Annotated in this window: 25 protein-coding genes; 4 read left to right on the top strand and 21 right to left on the bottom strand. The window is 64.1% G+C overall.

Going from position 1 to position 23,077, the window contains the following annotated elements:
• Positions 1-41: 41 nt before the first annotated feature.
• From LQ144_RS02085 to LQ144_RS02105, 5 genes are all read right to left on the bottom strand, one after another.
• Positions 42-1,613 (bottom strand): transporter, encoded by a 1,572-nt coding sequence (locus LQ144_RS02085; protein ID WP_230116895.1) that lies wholly within the window; start codon positions 1,611-1,613, stop codon positions 42-44.
• A complete protein-coding gene (locus LQ144_RS02090; protein WP_230116896.1) occupies positions 1,595-2,359 on the bottom strand; it encodes an ABC transporter ATP-binding protein in 765 nt (254 codons plus the stop codon). The genes LQ144_RS02085 and LQ144_RS02090 overlap by 19 nt, the downstream gene beginning before the upstream one ends.
• A gap of 161 nt (positions 2,360-2,520) precedes the next feature.
• Positions 2,521-3,621, bottom strand: a complete 1,101-nt coding sequence (locus LQ144_RS02095; protein WP_230117049.1) for an NADH:flavin oxidoreductase/NADH oxidase — start codon at positions 3,619-3,621, stop codon at positions 2,521-2,523.
• A gap of 2 nt (positions 3,622-3,623) precedes the next feature.
• Positions 3,624-4,640, bottom strand: a complete 1,017-nt coding sequence (locus LQ144_RS02100) for a tetratricopeptide repeat protein (RefSeq protein ID WP_230116897.1) — start codon at positions 4,638-4,640, stop codon at positions 3,624-3,626.
• Between the two features lie 59 nt (positions 4,641-4,699).
• A complete protein-coding gene (locus LQ144_RS02105) occupies positions 4,700-6,439 on the bottom strand; it encodes a hypothetical protein (protein WP_230116898.1) in 1,740 nt (579 codons plus the stop codon).
• A 190-nt stretch (positions 6,440-6,629) separates the two neighbouring features.
• On the opposite strand from LQ144_RS02105, the gene LQ144_RS02110 reads away from it, so the two are divergent.
• Positions 6,630-7,946: an AI-2E family transporter gene (locus LQ144_RS02110; RefSeq protein ID WP_230116899.1), complete on the top strand. Its 1,317-nt coding sequence runs from the start codon at positions 6,630-6,632 to the stop codon at positions 7,944-7,946.
• Between the two features lie 37 nt (positions 7,947-7,983).
• Here the strand turns inward: LQ144_RS02110 and LQ144_RS02115 are convergent, their stop codons facing one another.
• On the bottom strand, positions 7,984-8,784 hold the full coding sequence (locus LQ144_RS02115; protein ID WP_230116900.1) for an alpha/beta hydrolase: 801 nt from the start codon (positions 8,782-8,784) through the stop codon (positions 7,984-7,986).
• Between the two features lie 90 nt (positions 8,785-8,874).
• A complete protein-coding gene (locus LQ144_RS02120; RefSeq protein WP_230116901.1) occupies positions 8,875-9,231 on the bottom strand; it encodes an ATP/GTP-binding protein in 357 nt (118 codons plus the stop codon).
• A 94-nt stretch (positions 9,232-9,325) separates the two neighbouring features.
• Here LQ144_RS02120 and nucS point away from each other — a divergent pair, with 94 nt between their 5' ends.
• Together nucS and LQ144_RS02130 are read left to right on the top strand one after the other, a co-directional pair.
• A complete protein-coding gene (gene nucS / locus LQ144_RS02125) occupies positions 9,326-10,021 on the top strand; it encodes an endonuclease NucS (RefSeq protein WP_230116902.1) in 696 nt (231 codons plus the stop codon).
• A 288-nt stretch (positions 10,022-10,309) separates the two neighbouring features.
• A complete protein-coding gene (locus LQ144_RS02130) occupies positions 10,310-10,513 on the top strand; it encodes a cold-shock protein (protein ID WP_011692441.1) in 204 nt (67 codons plus the stop codon).
• 119 nt (positions 10,514-10,632) lie between these two features.
• Here the strand turns inward: LQ144_RS02130 and LQ144_RS02135 are convergent, their stop codons facing one another.
• The 12 genes from LQ144_RS02135 to LQ144_RS02190 form a co-directional block, all read right to left on the bottom strand.
• Positions 10,633-11,064 carry a DUF2550 domain-containing protein gene (locus LQ144_RS02135; protein ID WP_230117050.1) on the bottom strand — a complete coding sequence of 144 codons (432 nt, stop codon included), beginning with the start codon at positions 11,062-11,064 and terminating at the stop codon, positions 10,633-10,635.
• Between the two features lie 10 nt (positions 11,065-11,074).
• On the bottom strand, positions 11,075-11,359 hold the full coding sequence (locus tag LQ144_RS02140) for a F0F1 ATP synthase subunit epsilon (protein ID WP_205653639.1): 285 nt from the start codon (positions 11,357-11,359) through the stop codon (positions 11,075-11,077).
• A gap of 1 nt (position 11,360) precedes the next feature.
• Positions 11,361-12,815 carry a F0F1 ATP synthase subunit beta gene (gene atpD, locus LQ144_RS02145; RefSeq protein WP_209743680.1) on the bottom strand — a complete coding sequence of 485 codons (1,455 nt, stop codon included), beginning with the start codon at positions 12,813-12,815 and terminating at the stop codon, positions 11,361-11,363.
• 81 nt (positions 12,816-12,896) lie between these two features.
• Positions 12,897-13,790 (bottom strand): F0F1 ATP synthase subunit gamma, encoded by an 894-nt coding sequence (locus tag LQ144_RS02150; protein WP_230116903.1) that lies wholly within the window; start codon positions 13,788-13,790, stop codon positions 12,897-12,899.
• Between the two features lie 76 nt (positions 13,791-13,866).
• Entirely contained in the window at positions 13,867-15,504 is a 1,638-nt protein-coding gene (gene atpA, locus LQ144_RS02155) for a F0F1 ATP synthase subunit alpha (protein WP_230117051.1), read from the bottom strand.
• Between the two features lie 83 nt (positions 15,505-15,587).
• Positions 15,588-16,415 (bottom strand): F0F1 ATP synthase subunit delta, encoded by an 828-nt coding sequence (locus tag LQ144_RS02160; protein WP_230116904.1) that lies wholly within the window; start codon positions 16,413-16,415, stop codon positions 15,588-15,590.
• The gene (locus LQ144_RS02165; protein WP_230116905.1) at positions 16,415-16,966 is read right to left on the bottom strand and encodes a F0F1 ATP synthase subunit B; all 552 of its coding nucleotides are present in this window, start codon (positions 16,964-16,966) and stop codon (positions 16,415-16,417) included. The genes LQ144_RS02160 and LQ144_RS02165 overlap by 1 nt, the downstream gene beginning before the upstream one ends.
• 53 nt (positions 16,967-17,019) lie before the next feature.
• Positions 17,020-17,238, bottom strand: coding sequence for an ATP synthase F0 subunit C (gene atpE, locus LQ144_RS02170; protein ID WP_003804776.1), 219 nt, complete (start codon positions 17,236-17,238; stop codon positions 17,020-17,022).
• 79 nt (positions 17,239-17,317) lie between these two features.
• On the bottom strand, positions 17,318-18,118 hold the full coding sequence (atpB, locus tag LQ144_RS02175) for a F0F1 ATP synthase subunit A (protein ID WP_230116906.1): 801 nt from the start codon (positions 18,116-18,118) through the stop codon (positions 17,318-17,320).
• Between the two features lie 81 nt (positions 18,119-18,199).
• A complete protein-coding gene (locus LQ144_RS02180; protein WP_230116907.1) occupies positions 18,200-18,538 on the bottom strand; it encodes an AtpZ/AtpI family protein in 339 nt (112 codons plus the stop codon).
• A complete protein-coding gene (locus tag LQ144_RS02185; RefSeq protein WP_230116908.1) occupies positions 18,531-19,016 on the bottom strand; it encodes a hypothetical protein in 486 nt (161 codons plus the stop codon). Before LQ144_RS02185 ends, LQ144_RS02180 begins: the two co-directional genes overlap by 8 nt.
• 96 nt (positions 19,017-19,112) lie before the next feature.
• Positions 19,113-20,225, bottom strand: a complete 1,113-nt coding sequence (locus tag LQ144_RS02190) for an MraY family glycosyltransferase (protein ID WP_230116909.1) — start codon at positions 20,223-20,225, stop codon at positions 19,113-19,115.
• A gap of 329 nt (positions 20,226-20,554) precedes the next feature.
• Between LQ144_RS02190 and LQ144_RS02195 the strand changes: the two genes are divergently transcribed.
• Positions 20,555-21,451, top strand: a complete 897-nt coding sequence (locus tag LQ144_RS02195) for a glycosyltransferase (protein ID WP_230116910.1) — start codon at positions 20,555-20,557, stop codon at positions 21,449-21,451.
• A gap of 13 nt (positions 21,452-21,464) precedes the next feature.
• Here LQ144_RS02195 and LQ144_RS02200 read toward each other — a convergent pair whose 3' ends face one another.
• Entirely contained in the window at positions 21,465-22,235 is a 771-nt protein-coding gene (locus LQ144_RS02200) for a WecB/TagA/CpsF family glycosyltransferase (protein WP_230116911.1), read from the bottom strand.
• On the bottom strand, positions 22,232-23,077 hold the full coding sequence (locus LQ144_RS02205) for an L-threonylcarbamoyladenylate synthase (protein ID WP_230116912.1): 846 nt from the start codon (positions 23,075-23,077) through the stop codon (positions 22,232-22,234). Before LQ144_RS02205 ends, LQ144_RS02200 begins: the two co-directional genes overlap by 4 nt.

The following is a 23,077-nucleotide window of genomic DNA, read 5'->3' on the forward strand; positions in this document are numbered from 1 at the left end:
TGCCTAGTCAACCACGGCCGGCGCCGCCCCGGCAGGGCCATTCACCGGTTGACCGTCAGCTGAGCCAGCAGTTCCGGGCCGCGGGCATCGAACCAGCGGCCGCCGATGCGCACCCCCGCCACAAACAGCGCAATCCCGAGCATCGGCCCGAGGGCTAAGTTGGCCCAGCCAAAGGCCGGATCACCGGTCACCATTTGGGCGATGACCAGGGCCGCTTCGGGCAGGGTCAGCACCAGCAGGACGCCCATGCCGCCGAATTGGACGGCCAGGGTCTGGGCGACATTACCGGGCGGTTTCTTGAACGGGCTGTCGCCGGGTAGGGGGACGGCGACCGTATAGCGCGCGGAAACCACGGAGGCGAGGCCAAGCCCGGTGAACAGGACGCCGAGCGACAGCCCCAGGATGGCCGGCAGCCATTCCCAGTCCCCGGTGAGGAAGAACGGCACAGTCGCGAGGACCATCACGGCTGGCAAGGCAAAGGCCAGGCAGGCCAATGCACGCCCGAGACGGTCCTGCACGCCGCGCACTCCGGCTGCGAGATGCAGCGCGAATGCCGTGTTGTCGTAGGACACGTCGGAGGAGATGGACCACGCCAGGAGGAAAGCGGTGAGCGGACCCGCGATCGTGATGACGCCAAAGTTGCCCGTCTGGCTCCCTTGGAACGCCAGAACCACGGGCAGGAGCGGAACGACCACCAGGGAACCGGAGTACCGCGGATCCCGGAACCAGTAAGTCAGCGAGCGGGCAGCGATGGCGCCCGTGGGCGTGGCGGGAAACAGCCCGAACAGTCCCAGCCGGCCACCCGTCCTTCGGGTGCTTCCGGCGTAGGGCGGGGTCACGAGGGCACGCTCGAGCAGGAACTTCCAGCACCAGGCAAGGCCGGCGAGCGTGGCCGCGGCGATCAGGAGCTTCAGCGCGGCCGCTCCGGGGTGTCCCGCCTCCAGCTCGCCGCCCAACGACCAGGCCGCGCCCAGCGGCGTCCAGGACAGGGTCCGCGCAAGGTCGGTCAGGAACGCGCCGGAACCTGCCGCTCCCTGCGCTATGCCCGCCACGATGGGACCCATCAGAACGAGCGGAACCATGAACGCCAATCCGCTGACATCCTTGAACCGCCGCGTGGCCGCCAGACTGGCTGTGGCCGTAGTGACCACCTTGGACAGCACAACGCAGGTCAGCACGCCGAGGACTGCACCAATAAGCGCTCCTGCGGCCGGCAGGATGCCCCGCGACCAGGTGCCCACCGTGGCCAGTGCCGCCAGCGCTGTGGCGAGTCCGGGAATGCCAATCAGGCCGCCCAAGGCAAGCCCTGCCAGCAGCTGGGGCATCGGGATGGCGGAAGTTGTAAAACGGGCCGGATCGAGCGTCATGTCGGCCGCAGATGCAATCAACGGAATGATCGCCCAGCCGAGCAGGGCCGCCGCGCCGCCCAGCACCACGACGGTCTGTGCAAGGAGGGGATCTTCCTGGCGCAGGAAGAGCAGCGCTGCAACACACGTGCCCACGATTCCCAGGGCGTACAGTCCGCCGATTGCAAGGCCAACGAGCTGCCAGGGGCTCCGCCGCAGTCCGTTCCGCAGGAGCGCCAGCTTGAGCCTCAGAAGGTGCGCAACCACTCGAGCCCCTCTGTCTGCACTCTTCCGCCCACCAGCTGGACGAAGCGCTCTTCAAGGCTCACTCCGCCACGGACGTCCGCTACCGTCCCTGCGGCCAGTAGCCGGCCGCCGGCGACGACGGCAACGTGGTCGCACATCCGCTGGACGAGGTCCATGACATGGCTGGACACGATCACGGTGCCGCCGGTGGCAACATATCGGTCCAGGATGTCGCGGATGTTTGCGGCGGACACAGGGTCCACTGATTCGAACGGCTCATCCAGGACCAGCACTTTCGGTGCATGGATCAGGGCGGAAGCCAGGGCTATCTTCTTGGTCATGCCGGCTGAATAGTCCACCACCAGCGTTCCGGCGTCCCCGCTCAGGTCCAGCGCGGCCAGCAACTCCCCCACCCGGGCAGCAACAACATCCTTGTCCATGCCGCGGAGCAGTCCGGCGTAGGTGACGAGCTGTTCGCCGCTGAGCCTGTCGAAGAGCCGGACGCCGTCAGGCAGGACGCCCATCAGCCTCTTGGCCTCCAGCGGCCGCGCCCACACGTCGACGCCGTGGACCACAGCCGTGCCGAAATCGGGCCGGAGCAGGCCAGTGGCCATGGACAGCGTGGTGGTCTTGCCTGCACCGTTGGGGCCGACGATTCCGAAGAAGGAACCGGCGGGAACGTCCAGGCTGATGCCGTCCACGGCGATCTTGCTGCCGAAGCGCTTGGCCAGTCCCCTGATCGACAGGGCTGTAGGGGGAACACTCATGAATTCACCCTATCGGGGCGCGGTCCGCAGCGGGATCCCCCTCAGGTAGTAAGGCCATGCCCCGGCGGATCCTCCGCAAGGAGGAGGGCTGCCCGCCCATGACGTTCACCGGCCGATGAGGTTCACCGACTGATGAGGGTTCACCGTCGCCCAGCTCGCACTCAGAACGTGCGCCGCGGCACTGCGCGCTCGTACTGCGGCGCCCACCGCAGGTCATGGCCCAGTTCGAAGGCGGCGCGGAGCCACCAGTGCGGGTCCCGAAGCGCCGCCCTTGCAATGAACACACCGTCGGCCTGGCCGGTGGCAACTACGTGCTCAGCCTGCCCGGGTGAAGTCAACAGCCCCACCGTGCCCGTGGCGATGCCCGTTTCGCGGCGGATGCGCGCGGCGAAGCCGGTCTGGTACCCGGGCCCGGGCTGGATCTCCTGGTGCGCCACCGCGCCGCCGCTCGAGACGTCGATGAGGTCAACACCATGTTCGGCAGCCTGCGCCGCGAGCAGCACCGAGTCCTCAATGCCGATCCCGCCTTCGGCCCAGTCCGTGGCTGAGATCCTCAGCATCAGCGGCATGGACTCGGGGATCACCGCTCGCACAGCGTCGACGACGTCCAGCGTCAGCCTGTTCCTGCCGGCGGCATCCCCGCCCCAGGCGTCGGCGCGGTCGTTCACCAGCGGGCTCTGAAACTGGTGCAGCAGGTAGCCGTGGGCGCCATGGAGCTCGATGGTGTCGAAGCCTGCTTCGACGGCCCGGGTGGCGGCAGCCGCAAAGTCGGCGATGACGCCGCGGATGTCATCCTCCGTCATGGCCGCCGGCGCTGCGTAGCCGTCAAACGCGGCGGTGCCCGGCCCAACGGTGTCCCAGCCGCCGTCGGCCGCCGGAACGGAACCCTTCTCCCCTGAAAACGGCCAGTAGGTGGAGGCCTTCCTGCCAGCGTGGGCGAGTTGGGCGCCGATTTTGGTGTCAGCCACGCCGTGGCGGTGCACGAAGCTGACGATCCGCTCCCAGCCGGCCGCCTGGTCTTCGTTGTAGAGTCCGGCGTCGCGCGGGCTGATCCGCCCGGCAGGGTTGACGGCTGCTGCTTCGGTGAGGATCAAGGCCGCCCCTCCGGCCGCAAACGAACCAAGATGCATGAGGTGCCAGTCATTGGGAACACCCGGGGCAGCCTCGGGGTCGCAGCTGTACTGGCACATGGGCGAGACCCAGCCGCGGTGCTGCAGCTCGAGGGAGCGCAAGGACAGCGGCCTGAACAGCGCCGGAACCACCACTAGAACAGCACCCGGGCCAGCGCCTGGCGCGCCTTCGCCACGCGGCCGTCTGTTGTTCCGACGACGTCGAACAGCTCCAGCAGGCGGACGCGGGCGGTCTCGCGCTCGGGACCGAAATTCCTGCCGATGAAGCCCACGACACGGTTCAGGGCGTCCTCCACATGTCCGCCGGCAATGTCCAGGTCGGCAACCCCGAGCTGGGCCGCGAGGTTGTCCGGCTCGTCCGCCGCGACCTGCCGGAGGGCTTCGCCGTCCGGGCCGGAGAGCTGCTGCAGCCGGTCCATGAGCTCAACCTGCGCCAGACCGGCTTTGGCTTCTGCGTCGGCAGGCATCGCCGCGAGGGCCTGCCGGTAGGCGGTGGCGGCAGCGGCGTAGTCCCCTGCCTCGATGGCGTCGAAGGCCGCCTGGTGCAAAGGGGGCAGGGGGGCGGGTTCCTGATCCCCGGGGGCCGCTCCGCCCACGTTGCCCGAAACGCCGTTGGCGGCGGCAACCTTGAGCAATTCGTCCAGCACCGCGCGGATCTGCTGCTCGTCGGCCCCGCCCTGGAAAAGCGGTACGGGCTGTCCCTTGAGCACAGCCACCGCCGTGGGCACGGCCTGAACCTGGAAGGCCTGGGCCAGCTGGGGAAAGGCATCGATGTCTGCAGCGCCGAGCACGAGCCGGCCTGCGTAGCTCTCAACAATCCGTTCCAGATCCTCAAGCACCCCGGCTGATTCCGGCGAATACGCTGCCCAGAGGGCGAACACCACGGGCACCTGGGCCGACAGCTCAACGAGGTCCTGAAAGTTTCCTTCGGTGACCGTGACCCGGAGCGCGGGCGCCTCGGGGCCGGCGTCGGGGCCTGCAGCGACTCCGGCTGGTGGGGCGCCTGCCGGGCCGTTCCCGGCGGCAGGGCCTCCCGCCGGCGGGGCTGGCGGCACCTGGCGCTGCTTGAGGGCGGAAAGATCGACGGCGCCGCGTAGGTTGAGCTGGCTGGCGGCGGCTGGAGGGACAGGGCGGGATGCTGGCGAACTCATAGCTCCCACTCTAGCCACTCCGCCGCCGCGGGAGGCAACGTTGCCGCAGGCCAACGCGCCTACTTGAAGCTGGCTCCCACGAGCCCGCGCGTGGCGGCCACAAGCTTCATCGGGTCCTTCGAGCCTGTCGGCGGCACATAGACGGCCATGGATTCCGCAAAGTTCAGCACCATGCCGGTGGTGGTCTCTTTGCCGCCGGCGAGGACGGCCGCGTCATTGCCGATGGACAGCTTGTCGCCTTCGGCCTTGGGCGTGCCGTCGAAGTTGAACGTGAGGCGGCCGAGAACGAGTGCACCGCCGTCCGAGGTGCGGAACACCACGGTGCTGCCGGGAACGACCTTGTGGGTGAAGGCGAATTTGCCGTTCACGCCCGACTTCACGACATCCGCCTGATAGGACAGCGTGTCCCCGATGTACGGCGAAGACTCCCCTTCGACGAGCTTGTCCTTGAAGGTGGAATTCGACTTGGACAGGCGGTCAGCAAGGCCGGCCAGGGCCTCTTGGCCGCTGTAGAGCAGCCCCGACTTATCGCCCGGTGCCAGCGTCTCGGTGCCGTTGCGGGCAATCGAAGGGAAGGTCGTGCCGGGCTGGAGCGGGCTGGTGCCCACGAGTTTGTAGTTCTCGCGCGGGGACTTCTGCACCAGGGTCAGCAGCTGCGGCACCACATTGCCCTCGCCCTGGGTGACGGCGAGAACCGAACGAGGCCAGGCGCGCTTGCTCGTGACGACGGTGGTCAGGAGTTTCGTGGCGCGGACGGGCATACGCGCATCGTAGGACGCCACTCGGGAACGGATTTTGTAGTTCTTTGTCCGCACCTCGAGCTCGGTCCCGGACACCCGGGTGGCGAGTTTCTTGGCGTCCTTGGCGGCATCGCCGGCATCCGTGGCACTGGCCACCTGCTCCAGGATGCGGCGGAACTGGGCGTCGAGGAGCACCGGGGCGTCGCCGGCGGCGGTGTTCGCGGAGGCCGAAGCCGTGGAGGATGCCTCCGGGGTGGCGGCAGGCTCAGGCGTCTTGCTGGCCTGTGCGGCCGCGCCGGTACCGGCGATGAGTGCCGCGGTCGACGCTGCGACGACAATGCTGAGCCGCGCCGAGGAACCGGTTCCGGTCTTTGTCTCTGCCTTGGCCTTGGTGCGCCTGGGGAAGAGGCTGCCCACGCCGGCGGCGGAACCGCCCTGCCCCGGAGCCGTGCCCTTGGGCTTGAGCACCAGCAGCGCAACGCCGCCGAGCATGAGGAGTACCCCGATCACCATGAGCGGAACTGCCCACGGAGTGGAGGTGTCATTGGGAAAGGTCATCGAGATCGACGACGGCGCGGGCTTCGTGCCGTCGCTGGCCAGCAGAAGGGACCAGTCGCCGTCGGCCGGTGCCGACCAGGTGTAGTCCAGCTCGCCGCTCGCGTTTTCGGTCGAAACCCACAGATCCGATCCGGCAGGCGACGGCGCGGTAGCCTCACCGTCAGTGCGTTCCACCTGGAGCGACTTCTTGTCGTCGGACAGACCGGTGACCGTGTTGTGTGCCGTCTTGCCTACCCAGGCATCCACGTCATCGGGCCGGCCCGCGGCCAGGAGGAAATTGCCCTCGCCCTTGACCTTGATGGTCACCGTTCCCCCTTCGAGGGTTCGGAGCTTCTGGTCTATAACGGTCAGCGGCGCGGCTTTCGCATCCGAGGGAACGGTGGCCGTCACGGTCTCGGCGGGGGCCCACACCGTCTTCTGCCCGATTCCGGCCAGCAGTGTCAGGAGGCCGAGCAGCACGAGTGCGACTGCAGTCTTGAAACGCAAAGGAATACCTATCATCAGCGGGGGTTTACTTTCAATAGTAACCGTTTTGTTACCAATCAGTCAGTTCAGGCCTCCGAAGACGCCTCCTGCGATCCCATGCAACAGTGCCCATCCGGGTATTCGCAAGGCTGCTGATAGTGTTTGCGATGATCATCACACCCGGCCCGCAGCCGCGGCGCCACAGACGGAAAAGGCATTAAAAGCAGTGACTGAACACACGGATCCGTCCATGCGCGGCCCGGAAGACCTGCCCAACGCCGACTCCCCCCAGGGCGCTCCCGGCGCGCCGGCCGAGCCCCAGAAGGCACACCGGACAAGGGCCCGCCCGGCCGCTCTTGGAGCGGTGCTGAAACGGCTGCGCCAGCCCATTCCGGGCGCGCAGCCAAGACTCCGGTTCGAAATGCCTCCGGAGCACCTGGACAGCATCGAGGCTGAGACGCCCGGCACCGGGGACACCGCCCGATTCGGCGCTCCCGGTCCCCGGATCTCGGCACAGCACCCCCTGTACATGGGGTTCATGGGCACCGTGGGCGTCGGGCTTGCCCTCCTGGTGTACTGGATCGGTTCGAACACCACCCAGCTCCTGCTCTGGATCGTGGCAGCCCTCTTTATAGCATTAGGACTTGATCCGGTGGTGCGCTGGCTGGAGACGCACAAAATCCCCCGGCCCGCAGGCATCGTGCTGGCAGTCTCTGTCCTGGTTCTGGCGGTCGTAGGGTTCTTTGCCACCCTCATCCCCACCATCGTCGAGCAGGTGACAGAGCTCGTTAAGCAGGCGCCAGTCTGGGTCCGGGACTTCGTCGATTCCGACTTCTTCCGCACCGTCGACAACCAGTTCGGAGTGCGCGACCGCATCAACGAGGAGCTGGATAAGTTCGTCAAGAATCCTGAGGCCATGGGCGGCATTTTCGGCGGCGTTGTGGGTTTCGGCTCCACCGTGGCGAATGGCCTCTTCGGGACGCTGATCGTGCTGGTGCTTAGCCTGTACTTCCTCGCCGCCCTGCCTGCAATGAAGAAGTGGGGGTACCGGCTCGCTCCGCGGTCCCGTCGGGCCAGGGTTGAGGCCCTGTCGGAAGAGATCACCCGTTCCGTGGGTAACTACGTAATCGGCCAGGCCGTGGTTGCGCTCCTGAACGCCACGTTCGCCTTCATCGTGATGTCCATCATCGGCGTTCCATTCGCCGTGCTGCTCGCATTCGTGGTGGCGCTGCTGGCATTCATCCCGCTGGTGGGCGGAATGATCGCGGGCGTAGTGGTCACACTGATTACCCTCACCCTGGGCTGGCAGTCGGCGGTCGCGTACGCCATCTGCTACTTCGCCTACCTGCAGTTTGAGGCCTACTTCATATCGCCCCGCATCATGCAGAAAGCCGTCGCCGTGCCCGGTGCGGTGGCCGTGATCTCCGTGATTGCCGGCGGCAGCATCCTCGGCGTGCTGGGGGCGCTGATCGCCATCCCGACGGCGGCCGCCATCCTTCTCCTCCTCAAAGAGATCTACATCGTCCGCCAGGACAAGCACTAGCCGGATAAGCCTCAGGCTGTCAGCCCGGCGTCACCGCCTAAGCGGTGGCCGTCGCCACCGGTCCGTTCCATTCCTGGGGAAGTCCGGCGGCGCCGGAACCGTCGTGCGTCACGTCGTCAACGATCTCATTCAGCACCCGCGCGGCATGCTTCTCCCCCACCCAAAGGTGCTTGGCGCCGTCGACCCCCACTACCCGCGCCTGGGGCACAACGCCGAACCGCTCAGCGGCGGCGGCCGGCCGGAGGTAGTCGTCGTGCTCGGGCACGAGTACGGTGAGTGGCTTGCCCGAAGCCGCCCACTGCTTCAGGTGCACGTCGGTGGCCCGGTGCAGCGGGGGCGACAGGAGCACTGCACCTTCCACCTGCGAGGCCACCGGCTCAACGGCGCCGTACATGAGCGCAAGTTCGGTTCCGAACGACCAACCCACGAGCCAGCGGTTTGGGAGTCCCCTCTCGACGGCGAACCGTACCGCCGCCTCCACGTCATAGCGTTCCCCGATGCCTTCTTCGAACGCGCCCTCGCTGGTGCCCCGCAGCGACGACGTCCCCCGGGTGTTGAAGCGCAGCACTGCTACGCCGGCCAGCGCAGGCAGCCGGTACGAGGCCTTCCGGTAGACGTGGGAGTCCATGAAACCGCCATGCGTGGGCAAAGGATGCAGCGTGATCAGGGTCGCTGTGATCTCCCCCGACTCCGGCACCGCAAGCTCGCCCACGAGCGTCCGGCCGTCCTCGGTATGGATTTCGATGTTTTCGCGGCGGGCGGGCAGCACCGTTGAGGCGCGGATCGCCGCCGCTTCCGACGGCTGGCTGAAAACGTACGACGACGGGTCAAAAGTCATGCGTATCAGCTTAGCTTCCGCCGGGGGCCACTATGCCCCTGCCGGCTCCCCGGCCGCAGCCTGCTGCCGCTTCCGGCCGCTGCCGTCCGGTCAGCGGTAACGGAAGTTGCGCGACGTCCAGCAGTTGGTGTGCCAGTGACGGCGCTCGGACAGGCCCGCCTCGGCACCGAACAGGTGGTCGTCGGCCCACACCACCAGATGGGCCACCCCCGCCTGCACGGCGGTGGAGCAGCCCGGGCAGATGTAGGCTTTCTCGGCATTGCGGGCCGTCATCGTGCGGACGACCCACTCGCCGTCCGGGGCGCTTTCCCGCCGGGCAATGCCTGCCCTGGCCCGCTCGAGGTCAAGCTCGGGGACTGGCCCCGAACCGCGTTTGCCTCCCGCCGCGGGCTTTCCGGACGAGGAACGCCCTGCTGAGGTACGGCGGGGTCGGTTCGAACGCGGCATGCTTCTATTCTGCCCCAGGCGCCGCTACTCCCTTGCCCCGGAACCGCCCGCCCGCGGTGCCCGGTGGTCCTGCCAACGCGGTAGTGTGTACGGCGTGCGTCTTGTCATAGCCCGTTGTTCTGTTGATTATGTTGGCCGGCTCAAAGCCCATCTGCCCCTCGCCACGAGGCTCCTCCTGGTGAAGGCCGACGGCTCTGTGCTGGTCCATTCCGACGGCGGCTCCTACAAGCCGCTGAACTGGATGAGCCCTCCCGCCACGCTGCGCGTCTCGTCACCCGACGAAACAGACGTCGAGGTGGGGGTCGTTGAACAGTGGACCGTCCAGTCCGCCAAGACGGACGACAGGCTGATCATCAACATCCATGAACAGCTCCACGACACGTCCCATGAGCTGGGCCAGGACCCCGGGCTCATCAAGGACGGGGTCGAGGCAGACCTGCAGCGGCTGCTGGCCGAGCAGATCGAAACACTCGGCACGGGTTTCTCGCTCATCCGCCGGGAGTACTTCACGGCAATCGGTCCGGTGGACATCCTGGCACGGGACTCAGACGGTGGCACAGTGGCCATCGAGCTCAAGCGCCGCGGCGACATCGATGGCGTCGAGCAGCTGACCCGGTACCTTGAACTGCTGAACCGTGACCCGCTGCTGGCACCTGTCCGGGGGATTTTCGCCGCGCAGCAGATCAAGCCGCAGGCCCGGGTGCTAGCGAAGGACCGCGGCATCGACTGCATCACGCTGGATTACGACGCCATGCGCGGCGTGGATGACATCGAATCCCGGCTCTTCTGAGGTCCGCCGGACAGGTGTCGCCTCGGTGATCAGGCGTTTACTTGGGATTTGCCCAAATTTTGTCCGATTCTGCGTTTTTCCCGTTGACCAGACCGTACTGTCATGAAATTCTTAGATCAGTCTTTGTGTAGGTGTTTTTTCATGCTCGCAAGACATGTTGCGAGCGCGAAGCTCCTGCAACGCATTTCCGGTCTGACCGGGGCTGCTGCCAGGATTCTTCTCGCGGAGTGACCAAGACCAGTACGAAGTGTGCTGGCCTTAAATTAGTTCCACAATGAGGAGAAATAAATGGCACAGGGAACCGTCAAGTGGTTCAACGCTGAAAAGGGCTTCGGCTTCATCACCCCGGACGACTCCGATGGCGATGTCTTCGTTCACTACTCTGAGATCCAGACGGGTGGCTTCAAGACCCTCGACGAGAACCAGCGCGTTCAGTTCGAGATCGGTCAGGGCGCAAAGGGCCCCCAGGCTACCGGTGTAACACTGGTCTAATCGAGGTTTCTATTCCCTGCGGGGAATCGCCTTGAAAAGAATGATCCTCGGCATTCGTGCCGGGGATCATTTTTTGTGTCACAAATATTTCAGGATCTGAAAGATTCGGAGGGCAGCAGTCAGCGCCACGTTCCAACGCCAATGACCGGGCCGGCTTCAAGCCAGGAAGAAAGGCCGGTATAGGCGTCAAACTTCATGGCCAGGAAAACATCGTGCCCCTCGTACTTCAGCTCCACGATCACGACGTCGGGCGGCACCTTGACCAGCTCGGCCTCGGTGGGCTGGCGCCGCCCCAGCAGTTCCAGGGAACTGCGGGTGAAGCGGTGACGGGGACGGACGCTCAGCGAGAGCAGCTTGAACCACTCCAGCTCATTGTCCTGATAACGACAAACCCCCATCTGCCAGCTCTTTCCAGCCGTGCAAATGGAGGCGTCAACCGTGCCCAGGGCGCGCCGCAGGTTGAAGCGGCGCACCCCGAAAAGGCACAGCGTGAAAATCAGCAACGCAAAGGCGGTTGCTAAGGCGATGAACGGAAAACCAGTAACGTCCATCAAGGTCGTGCTAGCGGATCCCCGCAGTGGCCGCGTCACCCAGCTGGGCGTTGTCAGCAACAATAACCACGCGGTTGTTGTCGACGGAGAAGAATCCGCCGTCAACAACTACAGCGATGCGGTCACCGGAAACCGGCTCAATAGCCATTTCACCTTCGGCCAGAATCGCCAGCAGGGGCGAGTGGCCGGGCAGGATTCCGATTTCACCATCGCTGGTGCGGGCCTTGACCATCTTGGCCGCTCCGGACCACACGAAGTGGTCCGCTGCGACAATCTCAACCTCAAGCTCAGCCATATTACTTGGTCTGTTCCTGGATCTTGGCCCACTGGCGCTCAACGTCATCCAGGCCGCCGACGTTGAAGAACGCCTGCTCTGCGATGTGGTCGAGTTCGCCGTCGCAGATGGCGGTGAAGCCCTCAACGGTGTCCTTGATGGAAACGGTGGAACCTTCGACGCCGGTGAACTGCTTGGCGGTGTAGGTGTTCTGCGACAGGAACTGCTGGATGCGGCGTGCACGCGACACGACGATCTTGTCTTCCTCAGAGAGTTCGTCAACGCCGAGAATGGCGATGATGTCCTGGAGTTCCTTGTTCTTCTGCAGGATCTGCTTCACGCGGACAGCCGTGTTGTAGTGATCCTTGCCGATGTACTGGGGGTCCAGGATTCGGGAGGTCGACGTCAGCGGATCCACTGCCGGGTACAGACCACGGGAGGCGATTTCACGGGAAAGTTCCGTGGTCGCGTCGAGGTGTGCGAAGGTGGTGGCCGGCGCCGGGTCGGTGTAGTCATCTGCGGGAACGTAGATGGCCTGCATCGAGGTGATGGAGTGGCCCTTGGTGGACGTGATGCGCTCCTGGAGGAGACCCATCTCGTCGGCCAGGTTCGGCTGGTAACCCACAGCGGAAGGCATGCGGCCGAGGAGGGTGGAGACCTCAGAACCTGCTTGCGTGAAGCGGAAGATGTTGTCGATGAAGAGCAGCACGTCCTGGTTCTGCACATCGCGGAAGTACTCCGCCATGGTCAGTGCCGACAGCGCCACGCGAAGACGCGTTCCCGGCGGCTCGTCCATCTGGCCGAAGACAAGGGCGGTATCCTTCAGAACGCCGGCCTCTTCCATTTCAACCCAGAGGTCGTTACCTTCACGCGTACGCTCGCCGACGCCGGCGAAGACCGAGGTGCCACCGAAGTTGCGGGCAACACGGGTGATCATTTCCTGGATCAGCACGGTCTTGCCAACACCGGCGCCACCGAACAGGCCGATCTTTCCACCCTTGATGTACGGGGTGAGGAGGTCGATCACCTTGATGCCGGTTTCCAGCATTTCGGTGGAGCCTTCAAGGGTTGCAAAGGCCGGGGCCTTGCGGTGGATGGCCCAGTGGTCCGAAGCCTGGATCTCGGACTCGTCAACATCCAGCGGCTTGCCGAGGACGTTGAAGATGTGGCCCTTCACGCCGTCGCCGACGGGCACGGTGATGGGCGAGCCGGTGTCCACTACGTTGGTGCCGCGGACGAGTCCGTCGGTAGCCTGCAGGGAGATGGCGCGAATGAGGTTGTCGCCCAGGTGCAGGGCGACCTCGAACGTGATGGTCTTGGTCTCACCGTTGAGAGTAATCTCCGTGGTGAGTGCGTTGTAAATCGAGGGGATTGCGTCAGCCGGGAATTCGACGTCGACAACCGGGCCAATAACACGGGCAATACGACCGGTGGCACCGGACGTTGCGGCTACGTGTTCGGTAGCGGTGGCAGTCATCTCTCTCACTTCACTCAGTAGATGGCGTGGGGGTTAAGTTTATCTTTGGTGCAGGTACAGCTGGATCCGGAACCGTGCTGGCTAAGACGCATTCAAGGCGTCGGCGCCAGCCACAATTTCGGAAAGCTCCTGCGTAATTTCGGCCTGGCGGGCGGTGTTGCGCAGACGCGTGTACTTCTTGATGAGGTCCGTGGCGTTGTCACCGGCAGACTTCATCGCCCGCTGACGGGCTGCGAGCTCGGAAGCTGCTGCCTGCAACATGGCCGCAAAAATCCGTGATTCGATGTACCTCGGCAGCAGAGCATTGAGGACCTGCTCCGACTCCGGCTCGAACTCATACAAGGGCAGCAGCTCCGATTCGGAGACAGGATGCTCTTCGACGACTTCGAGCGGAAGAAGACGAATGACCGTCGGCTCCTGGGTGACCATGGACTTGAACCGGGTGTAGACAACGTGGATCTCGTCCACGCCGCCCTCTTCGAAGTCGGTCGCGAAATCCTCCAGCAGCGCCGTACCGATTTCCCGGGCGGTCTCAAACTCTGGAGCATCAGTGCCACCGGTCCAGACCCGTCCATAGGGGCGGCCCCGGAAGTCGAAGTACGCCTGTGCCTTGCGGCCGACCAGGTAGGTCGTGACTTCCTTGCCGTCGGCGCGGAGCAGCTCGTTCAGGCCTTCGGCCTGCTTGAGTACGCTCGCCGAATACGAACCTGCCAGTCCACGGTCCGAAGTGATGACCAGGACTGCGGCCCGGCGGATGTTCTCCGGCTCGGTGGTCAGAGGGTGATCGATTTCGCTCTGGCTTGCAACGGCAGAAACGGCGCGGGTGATCGCGTTCGCGTAAGGCAGTGAAGCTGCTACGCGTGCGCGGGCCTTGCCGATGCGCGAGGTAGCGATCAGTTCCATCGCCTTGAAGATCTTGCGCATCGACGTCGTCGAGGCAATCTTCTGGCGGTAGACCCGAATCTGGGCTCCCATACTTATCCTTTCCTAAGATCCCGATGGCCGGGACTGCCGGAACCTTGAAGGGTTCCGGCAGTCCCTGCCAGCGAAACTAGCGCTTCTGCCTGACGATTTTTTCCTGGTCGACCTGGCCCTCGGAGATGGCTTCATGCTCCTCGTGGCCAGCGCCTACCAGATGGTTGTCGCCTTCGCCGAAGAAGCCCTTCTTGAAGTCGACGATCGCGTTCTTCAGCGCCGCGGCGGTGTCATCATCCAGAACGTTGGTCTGAGCCAGCGTGGTGAGGATGGAGGACTTGTGCTTCAGGTGCTCCAGGAACTCGGACTCGAAGCGGCTGATGTCCTCAACCGGAACGTCGTCCAGGTGGCCCTGGGTTCCCGCCCAGATGGACACGACCTGGTCCTCAACCGGGAACGGCGAGTACTGGCCCTGCTTGAGCAGTTCCATCAGGCGCGCACCGCGGGTCAGCTGCTGGCGGGATGCGGCGTCGAGGTCGGACGCAAACATCGCGAACGCCTGCATGTCGCGGTACTGGGCCAGGTCCAGCTTCAAAGTACCGGAGACCTTCTTCATGGACTTGACCTGTGCGGCACCGCCAACGCGTGACACCGAGACACCAACGTCAACAGCAGGACGCTGGTTGGCGTTGAAGAGGTCCGACTGCAGGAAGATCTGGCCATCGGTAATGGAGATCACGTTGGTCGGGATGTACGCCGAGACGTCGTTCGCTTTGGTTTCGATGAGCGGCAGGCCGGTCATCGAGCCGGCGCCGAGCTCGTCGGAGAGCTTGGCACAACGCTCCAGGAGGCGGGAGTGCAAGTAGAAAACGTCGCCCGGGTAGGCTTCGCGTCCCGGCGGGCGACGGAGCAGCAGCGATACTGCACGGTAGGCCTCAGCCTGCTTGGAGAGATCATCGAACACGATGAGGACGTGCTTGCCGCCGTACATCCAGTGCTGGCCGATGGCCGAACCGGCGTAGGGAGCCAGGTACTTGAAGCCGGCCGGGTCGGACGCCGGGGAGGCAACGATCGTGGTGTATTCCAGCGCGCCGTTGTCCTCGAGCGTCTGGCGGATGGCCGCGATGGTGGAAGCCTTCTGGCCGATTGCCACGTATACGCAGCGAACCTGCTTCTTCACGTCACCGGAAGCCCAGTTGGCCTTCTGGTTAATGATGGTGTCGATGGCAATGGCGGACTTGCCGGTCTGGCGGTCACCGATGATCAGCTGGCGCTGGCCACGGCCGATCGGGATCATGGCGTCGATGGCCTTCAGGCCGGTCTGCATCGGCTCGTGCACAGACTTGCGCTGGGTCACGCCGGGTGCCTGGAGTTCCAGGGCACGGGTAGTCTCGGCCTTGATCTCGCCGAGGTCGTCGATGGGAACGCCCAGCGGGTCGACAACGCGGCCAAGGAAGGCGTCGCCAACCGGCACGGACAGAACCTGTCCGGTGCGGTGGACTTCCTGGCCTTCTTCGATCCCGGTGAAGTCACCGAGGATAATGACGCCGATCTCGCGGACGTCGAGGTTCTGGGCGAGGCCCAGGGTGCCGTCTTCGAAGCGAAGCAGCTCGTTCGCCATGACCGAGGGAAGGCCCTCAACACGGGCGATGCCGTCACCTGCGGTTGTTACACGGCCGACCTCTACGCGCTCTGCGTTTCCGGGTTCGTAGGACGCCGCGAACTCGTTCAACGCATTACGGACGTCGTCGGCGTTGATGGTCAATTCGGCCATCTGCAGTCCCTGCTCTCCTGTTTTCGTGATCATCGTTGCTCACGATGACCGGGGTTTCTATCAGTTAAGTTGTGCTTGTCCGGCTAGCCGGCCAGTTGGCGGTGCAGCTCGCCCAGGCGGGTGAGAACAGAAGCGTCGAGCACTTCATCGCCCACCTGTACGCGGATCCCGCCGATCAGCGAAGGATCAACCTTCGTGTTGATCTGGAGCTCGCGCCCGTAAAGGGAGTTCAGCCCAGCATGCAGGCGGCTGGTCTGCGTCTCCGAAAGGGGACGCGAGACGCTGACCGTTGCAATCCAGCGCTGCTGGCGCTTGGCTGCAAGCTCGGCGAAACGGCCGACGAGCCTGGTTGCCTTGATGCCGCGGGGCTGCGACACTGCCTGGCCGATGAGGACCTTTGCTTCCTCGCTTGCGCCAGGAACCACTCTCTGGGCCAGTGCGATCTTTGCTGCGGCGCTGGCCTGCGGTTCAGACAGAGCACGTTGCACCTCGTGGCTGGAAGCCACGGCCTGGTTGAATGAGAAAAGGTCATTCTCAAGTTCTTCCAGCCCGGTGATGCCGGAGGCAGAAACGGCCGACTTGTTTTCTGCAACGGCGATGACCACCGTTGCGGCAAGCGTCTCGAGTGCATCGCCGATGTCTCGCGCCGATGCCCAGCGTGAGCTGGCCAGTCCGGCCGCGATCTCCACAGCTTCAGCGGAGACTTTGCCCCTGAACAGTTGCCTGATCAGCGCCGGCTTTTCCTCACCGCTGCGGGACGGGTCAGTCAGGGCGCGGCGCAAGCCAGCCGAGCTGTCCACCGTTCCCAGGATTCCGAAGAGTTCCTTTGCCAACTGCAGCGATGCAAACGGAAGCTTGGCTTCCAGTTCGGTCAGCGCCTTGGTCAGCGATTCGCTCGATACACCTGCCATTACTTTGCTACACCTGCGTTCTGGTTCTCCAGATCAGCCAGGAAGCGGTCAACGACACGTGCCGCGCGCTCGTCGTCGCTAAGGGACTCGCCAACGATGCGGCCAGCCAGCGTGGTGGCAAGGGTGCCCACCTCTGAGCGCAACGACACAACGGCCGCCTGACGCTCGGATTCGATCTGTACGTGTGCCTGCGCAGTGATACGCGCCGACTCAGCCGCAGCCTTCTCCTTCAGCTCCGCAAGGATCAGGGCGCCTTCGGCACGGGCTTCCTCGCGAATGCGGTTGGCCTCTGCACGTGCGTCGGTGAGCTGCTGCTTGTACTCTTCGAGTGCTGCGGAAGCCTCGGCCTGGGCCTTTTCAGCCTTGGCGATGCCGCCCTCGATGGCCTCGGCACGCTCTGCGAACGTCTTCTCGAACATCGGGACAACAAACTTGACCACGATGAAAAAGAGGACAGCAAAGCCGGCGAGGACGACGCCCATTTCCCAGACATTGGGAACGAGCGGGTTAGCCGCCTCGGCGGTGGCGGCTGAGATGATCAGCTGATTCATTTTTCACCCGTCCTTATCTACTCGGTTCTGAATGTTCGCTTGGTTCTGAAGGTTTACTTGAGAACGAAAGCGAAGACCAGGCCCAGGATGGCGAGGGCTTCAGTCAGCGCAAGGCCGAGGAATGCGATCGGCTGCAGAACGCGCTGTGCTTCCGGCTGACGTGCCACACCGTTGATGTAAGCAGCGAACACGAGACCCACACCGATACCACCGCCGATGGCGGAGAGGCCGTAGCCGATGAGGTTGAGGGAGCCGTTGATGGAGCCTTCCATTTTTCTTCCTTTCAAGATGCCATCTCTGTGGCAGGTTGTTTGGGTTGCTTCATCCCCGTGAGGGGAAGTTTATGGGTGCCTAGTGGCTGTCGGCGTGGAGTGCGCCTTCAATGTAGATCGCCGTCAGCAAGGTGAAGACATAGGCCTGCAGCGCCATGATGAGCGCTTCGAGCATGTACATGGCGATCGCGCCGGCAAGGACGAGAACAGAGGTGCCCTTGAGCAGAACGTTCTCCTGCATGACGAGGTATTCGATTCCTGAACCGGCGATCATGACGATCAGGTGGCCGGCCAGCATGGTGGCAAACAGACGGAGGCTGTGCGTAACCGGACGGACCAGGAAGTTGGAGATGATCTCGATCGGGATAACGATCGGAAGGATGTACACCGGCACTCCGGACGGCACGGTGGCGAGCTTGAAGTACCTCAGGCCGTTCTTCTTGACACCGATGGCGATCCAGGTGATGTACACGATGACGGCCAGCACGTACGCGCCGCCAACATGGGAGAAGCTCGGGAGCTGGATCACGGGGATCGCGCCGTAGATGTTGTTCACCAGGATGAAGAAGAAGAGGCTGAACAGCAGCGGGACGTACTTCATGAAGTCTTTGCCGCCGATGATGTCCTTGGCGATGCTGTTGCGGACGAAGCCATAGGCCATCTCACCCGCGAACTGCAGCTTGCCAGGAACCAGCTGCTGCTTCCGCGCAGCTAGCAGAAAGAATGTAGCGATAATGACGACGGACAGGATTACCAGCAGCATCTGCTTGGAGAATCCGTCTGCCGCACCCCACGGCAGGATTGCCGGCAGGTGCATTTCTTCAATTCCGGGAGGAGTGAACTCTCCTGAATTTTGGGCCGGGAGCGCAAGCGCGATCAACGCGTTTCCTCTCTGCAGTGTCCATCGTTGGGCGTTGGTCGGGTTCCGGCGTGATTCATGTTCGCCCTCCCCCTCGTGAAATTATTTGGCATTACTGTTCCCATCCTCAGACGGGCCGCTGGCTGCACCGCTCCCACCAGCTGGATTTCTCGAACTGGTGAGGCCATGCATATGGGACAGATAGAACCCTCCCGCAGCTCCAAGCAGAGCGCCTACGAGCACAATCCAGCGGGTTCCCCACAGATAATCCAGACCCCACCCTATCAAACTCCAGACGATGATTCCGCCAACAATGTAGCTAAATACGGCGATTCCAGCGTTGTAACCACCGTCACCATTTTCGGCTGACACGCCAGGAGCTCCGGTCCTTTTGCGAGGGTCACCGGACGCATTTTTGTCGGTGTGGTTTCGCCTAGACATCAGGAGTGCCCCTATCGGGCTGGGGGTCGTTATAGATCTGCAGCCGGGCCCTGCTGAAACCATAGATTTCGGCGGCTTGCCACACGACCACGGCGACGACTGCCCCGATGAGGAACCAGCGTCCGTGAAGCCATTCGGGCGCGCCGAGAGCGAAAAGAACCACCGCAAAGCCAATGACTTTGACGAAATACGTCGCTACGAACAGGCCTATGGCACCTGAGGGGTTATTCCGGCCCACAAAGTGCCCGATCAGCAGGCTGATGGCAAAAAATGCCATCACCAGCAGACCGCCGAAGGAACTCGAAAATACGCCGACCCAGCCGTTGAAAATGAGGGCCACAGTGCCCGTCAGGATCAGCGATGCTCCGGCAGCGGCCGAGCTGAGTGCCAGCAGGCCGAGCCAGAGGGACCGTGTGGGGCCGGATACACCAACGGTTCCGTTGCCGGACGGAGGTCCGGACTCGGCGTCGGAGGTCATTCGATCCCAATCGTCAGGCCCAAGGGGTGGATTCTGTGCAGGGAAGACCTGCCCCTGAATTCTACACGAGATAGAAATATTCGGAAAAGCAGCGGTCTACCCCTGGGCATTGGTGCCACGGCGGCTCAAATACGGCCATGCCGTGATGAGCCCCATGGCCAAGGTCGCTACCAGGTCCACGGCAAGGACAATCTGCCAGGGGTACACGGCGAAGGCAAGGCCGCCGAAGGACAGAACGGCGGTCCACATGTACATCAGCATCACCGCGGTGCGGTGCGAGTATCCGATATCCATCAATTTGTGGTGCAGGTGTCCGCGGTCGGCGGACCAGGGCGAGCGCCCCACGGCCGTGCGCCGCACCACGGCAAGGCAAAGATCCAGCAGGGGAAGGAAAAGCACTGCGAAAGGCAGCAGGATCGGGATGATTGTGGGAATACCGTTCACACGGTCATAAAGCCCGGACGTGATCTGGCCAGTGGAGACGACACCTGCCGAGGCCATGAGCAGGCCAATCAGCATGGCTCCCGAGTCACCCATGAAGATCTTCGACGGGAACCAGTTGTGTGGCAGGAAGCCTGCGCAACTGCCCACAAGGATCGCCGTCAGCAGAGTGGCGAGGTCGGAGAAGTCCGTCAGCGGAGCGTTGCGGTGGACCCAGTAGGCGGTGAGGAAGAAGGCAGCCCCGCCGATGATCGCCACGCCGGCGGCCAGGCCGTCCAGGCCGTCAATGAAGTTGAAGGCGTTCATCGTGGTAACGATGAGACCCGCTGTGAGGAGCACGTTGATGATGTCCGAGTCGAAGCGTATGGGTTCCGGGATAAACGGAATGATGGTCATCCGGACACCCCAGATGGCCACCACCAGGGCGGCTATGCTCTGCCCGATCAGCTTGATCCACCAGCGCAGGTCGAGGAGGTCGTCGGCCATGCCGACAAGCACGATGACGGCAGCACCGGCGAGGACACCCCACGGCGCCCCGTTGTGGCGAAAGATGTCCTTGACGAAGAACGACTGGCTGGCGACTACGAGTGCGACGAGCACTCCCGCGAAGATCCCCAGTCCGCCGAGCCGCGACACCGGGCTGGAATGCATGTCCCGGCTGCGGATGGGCGTGAACAGTTCAAGCCGGTTGCCGATGAGGCGGGCACCCCAGGTGGCTCCGTAAGAAACCATCGCCGCAGTCAGCATCATGAGCAGGTACATGATCATGGCGTGGCCCCCTCCCCGCGAACGCAGTGCGAAAAGCGTCGGGGTGACCAACCGGCGCCCGGGCAGTCACCGGCCCGCGCATCATGCCGGCGCAGATCGGGGGTTCGGTTCGGGGGACCATGGGGGTTCGTTAGCTGTGGATCTGACGTGCAATAAATGAAACTTCTCCGTCGCGCCATGCGCACAGACAGGCAGTGCATAGTGCCTGACAGGGCTGTATTACAGTGGACTCTAGTCAAGATACTAACGCCAACGGGTACATGGCTTCGCGTCACACGGCCTATCGCCGGCGGGGAACTTGCCGACGGCAGTGCTGAAAGGAACCCGCAATGTCAGTGTCGGTCGCAGTTGCCGCCGTGACGTTTGACCGTCCCCGCGAGCTGGCCGTCTTGTTGAAGGCCATCAACAGCCAGACGGCTGCCGTAGCCTCCATTTGCCTGGTTGACAGCGGTACTGTGCCGGCCCGGGATGTGGCTGAGCAGCACGGCAACGTGGACTATGTCCGTTCGGAAGCCAATCTTGGCGGGGCCGGCGGGTTCTCCCTGGCCGTCCTCAAGGCCGTGGCCAGCGGTGCGGACTGGGTCTGGATGATGGACGATGACGCCGAGCCGGCGGACGCCGAATGCCTCGCCACGCTGATCCGCGAGGCCGAGTCCCGGGAGCTTGACGCGGTGGTCCCGCTCGTGGTGGCGCCCGGCCACCCTGACCGGCTGTCCTTCTTCTTCCGGCTGGACGGCAAAGTTACCCACGACCGCGCCGCGTTGGAGAAAGTGGGGTTCCTGCCACAGGACGGGCACTTCTTCAATGGCGCCCTGATCCGCTCGGATGTTTTCTTCAAGGTGGGTCTGCCGGACATGCGCCTCTTCATCCGGGGCGACGAGGTGGACTTCACCATTCGGCTGCGCAAGGCCGGCATCCGTTTCGGCACCGTGACGACGGCGGCCATCACCCACCCCCACGCGTTCTCCGAAACCAAGCACGTTTTCGGCGCCCGGTGGCACGTGATTGTTCCGGACTCGGCGTTCAAGCGCTACTACTACTACCGCAACCGCGGCTATCTGATCCGTCGCTACTTCCGCATCAAGTCCCTGACTGCCGACGTTGGCGGATACCTGGGCTATTTCCTGCGCCGCGGTGACTTCCGTGGACTGGCCGACTGGTTCCGGGCGTTTTCGACGGGCCTGCGGGGCAAAGGGTTCGCCCCGCTCAAGGACCAGAAGTTCTAGCCGTGCTGACGGTTTAGCCGTCCTGGGCCGGCCGGCGTTGCAGGCGGCGCCGGACCAACAGCCCCAGCAGCACCCACGGCTCGCCGAAAACGCGGTAGGCGACACGCCGGGGGTGCAGCAGAAGACGCCACGCCCACTCCAGGCCAAGCCGGCCGAGCCAGCGCGGCGCCAGCTTCTGGATTCCTGCGATCTGCTCGATGGCACCGCCCACGGCGCAGTAGACCGCGGGCGGCAGCGAGCCGAGGCGGCGCCGCAGCACCCTTTCCTGGAGTGGCATGCCCAGGCCAATAAGCACGAGCTGCGGGCGCTGTTCCGCCAGCCAGGCTGAGGCAGTTTCCTCAACGTCGTCGTTCCAGCCTTCGCCGGGCATGCCGGAGACGCTTGCTCCGGGGACGATGCTTTGCAGCTTCGCCACCGCGCGGGCGTTGGCAACGGGGCCCGCCCCGATGACTGCGATGCGTTCCAGCCCGCTGACCTGTCCAAGGGCCGGAATCCAGTCAGTTGACCCGAGCCGGTAGTCCATGACGGGTCCGGAGGGTTTCCTGCCTCTCCCCCACAGCCACAGGACGGGAGCGCCGTCGATGAGAACGACGTCGCTGTTCTCATAAAACTTCCGGAATTCGGGTTCGGCATGGAACAGCGTCACGCTGTGAAGGTTATGCCCGACGACGGTCCGCGTGGTCCCGTCCGCCACGAACCTGTTGAGCACTCCGGTAAGTCCGGCGACGTCCAGCGGTGTGGCGTCCACCCCGAGAACTGGAATGGTCTGCCGTTGCAGGGTCATTCGGCGTCGGGCGCTTTTTCGCCCGCTGGCCCGCTGGGTGTCTTTTCGCCGGGCTCTTGTTCTCCGGATTCCGAAAGCTCATCCGCAGCCGCGTCAGGGACGCCAGCAGCCTCCGGCTCCGGAAGCTTCTCCGGCTCCGTGGTGGCCGCAGGTTCAGCAGATTCCTCCGGCTCCCCGGCGTTGCCGTCAATGTCCAGCAAGACGGGAACCACCTCCCGCAGCCGCTCCAGGCTCACCGCTCCCTCGCGGACCACGCGCAGCGGCAGCGACGTGGCGTCCACGATGGTGGACGGCATGGCGTCAGTTCCCTCGACGGGGCGGAAGCCGCCTTCCAGGTAGACCTCCACCGATTCAGCGAGCTGGGAACGGGCTTCGAAAGCGGTCTGTGCCGGCGCCTGCCCCGTCCTGTTGGCGGACGAGACGGCCAGCGGACCGGTCAAGGTCAGCAGTTCCTGTGCCACTTCATCGGCCGGGATCCGGAGGGCGACAGTTCCTTTTGTGTCCCCCAGGTCCCAGTCGAGCGAGGGCTGGGCGTGCAGGATCAGGGTCAGTCCCCCAGGCCAGAACGCCTCGGCAAGCTGCCGTGCCTCCGGAAAAACGTCCGTGGCCAAACCGTCCAGGGCATTCAGCCGCGGAATGAGCACAGGAGGAGGCATGCTCCGGCCGCGGCCCTTCGAAACCAGCAGCATGGTGACAGCCTGCGGCGAAAAAGCATCCGCGGCGATCCCGTAGACCGTGTCCGTAGGGAGGACCACGCATTTCTTCTCGAGGATGGCACGCCGTGCGTGTGCCAGTCCTGCGGTGCGCTCATCATCGGCCATGCAGTTATACGTAGTGGTCAC

The organism is Arthrobacter sp. Bi83, from assembly GCF_918698095.1.
In the GTDB taxonomy this organism is placed as follows: domain Bacteria; phylum Actinomycetota; class Actinomycetes; order Actinomycetales; family Micrococcaceae; genus Arthrobacter.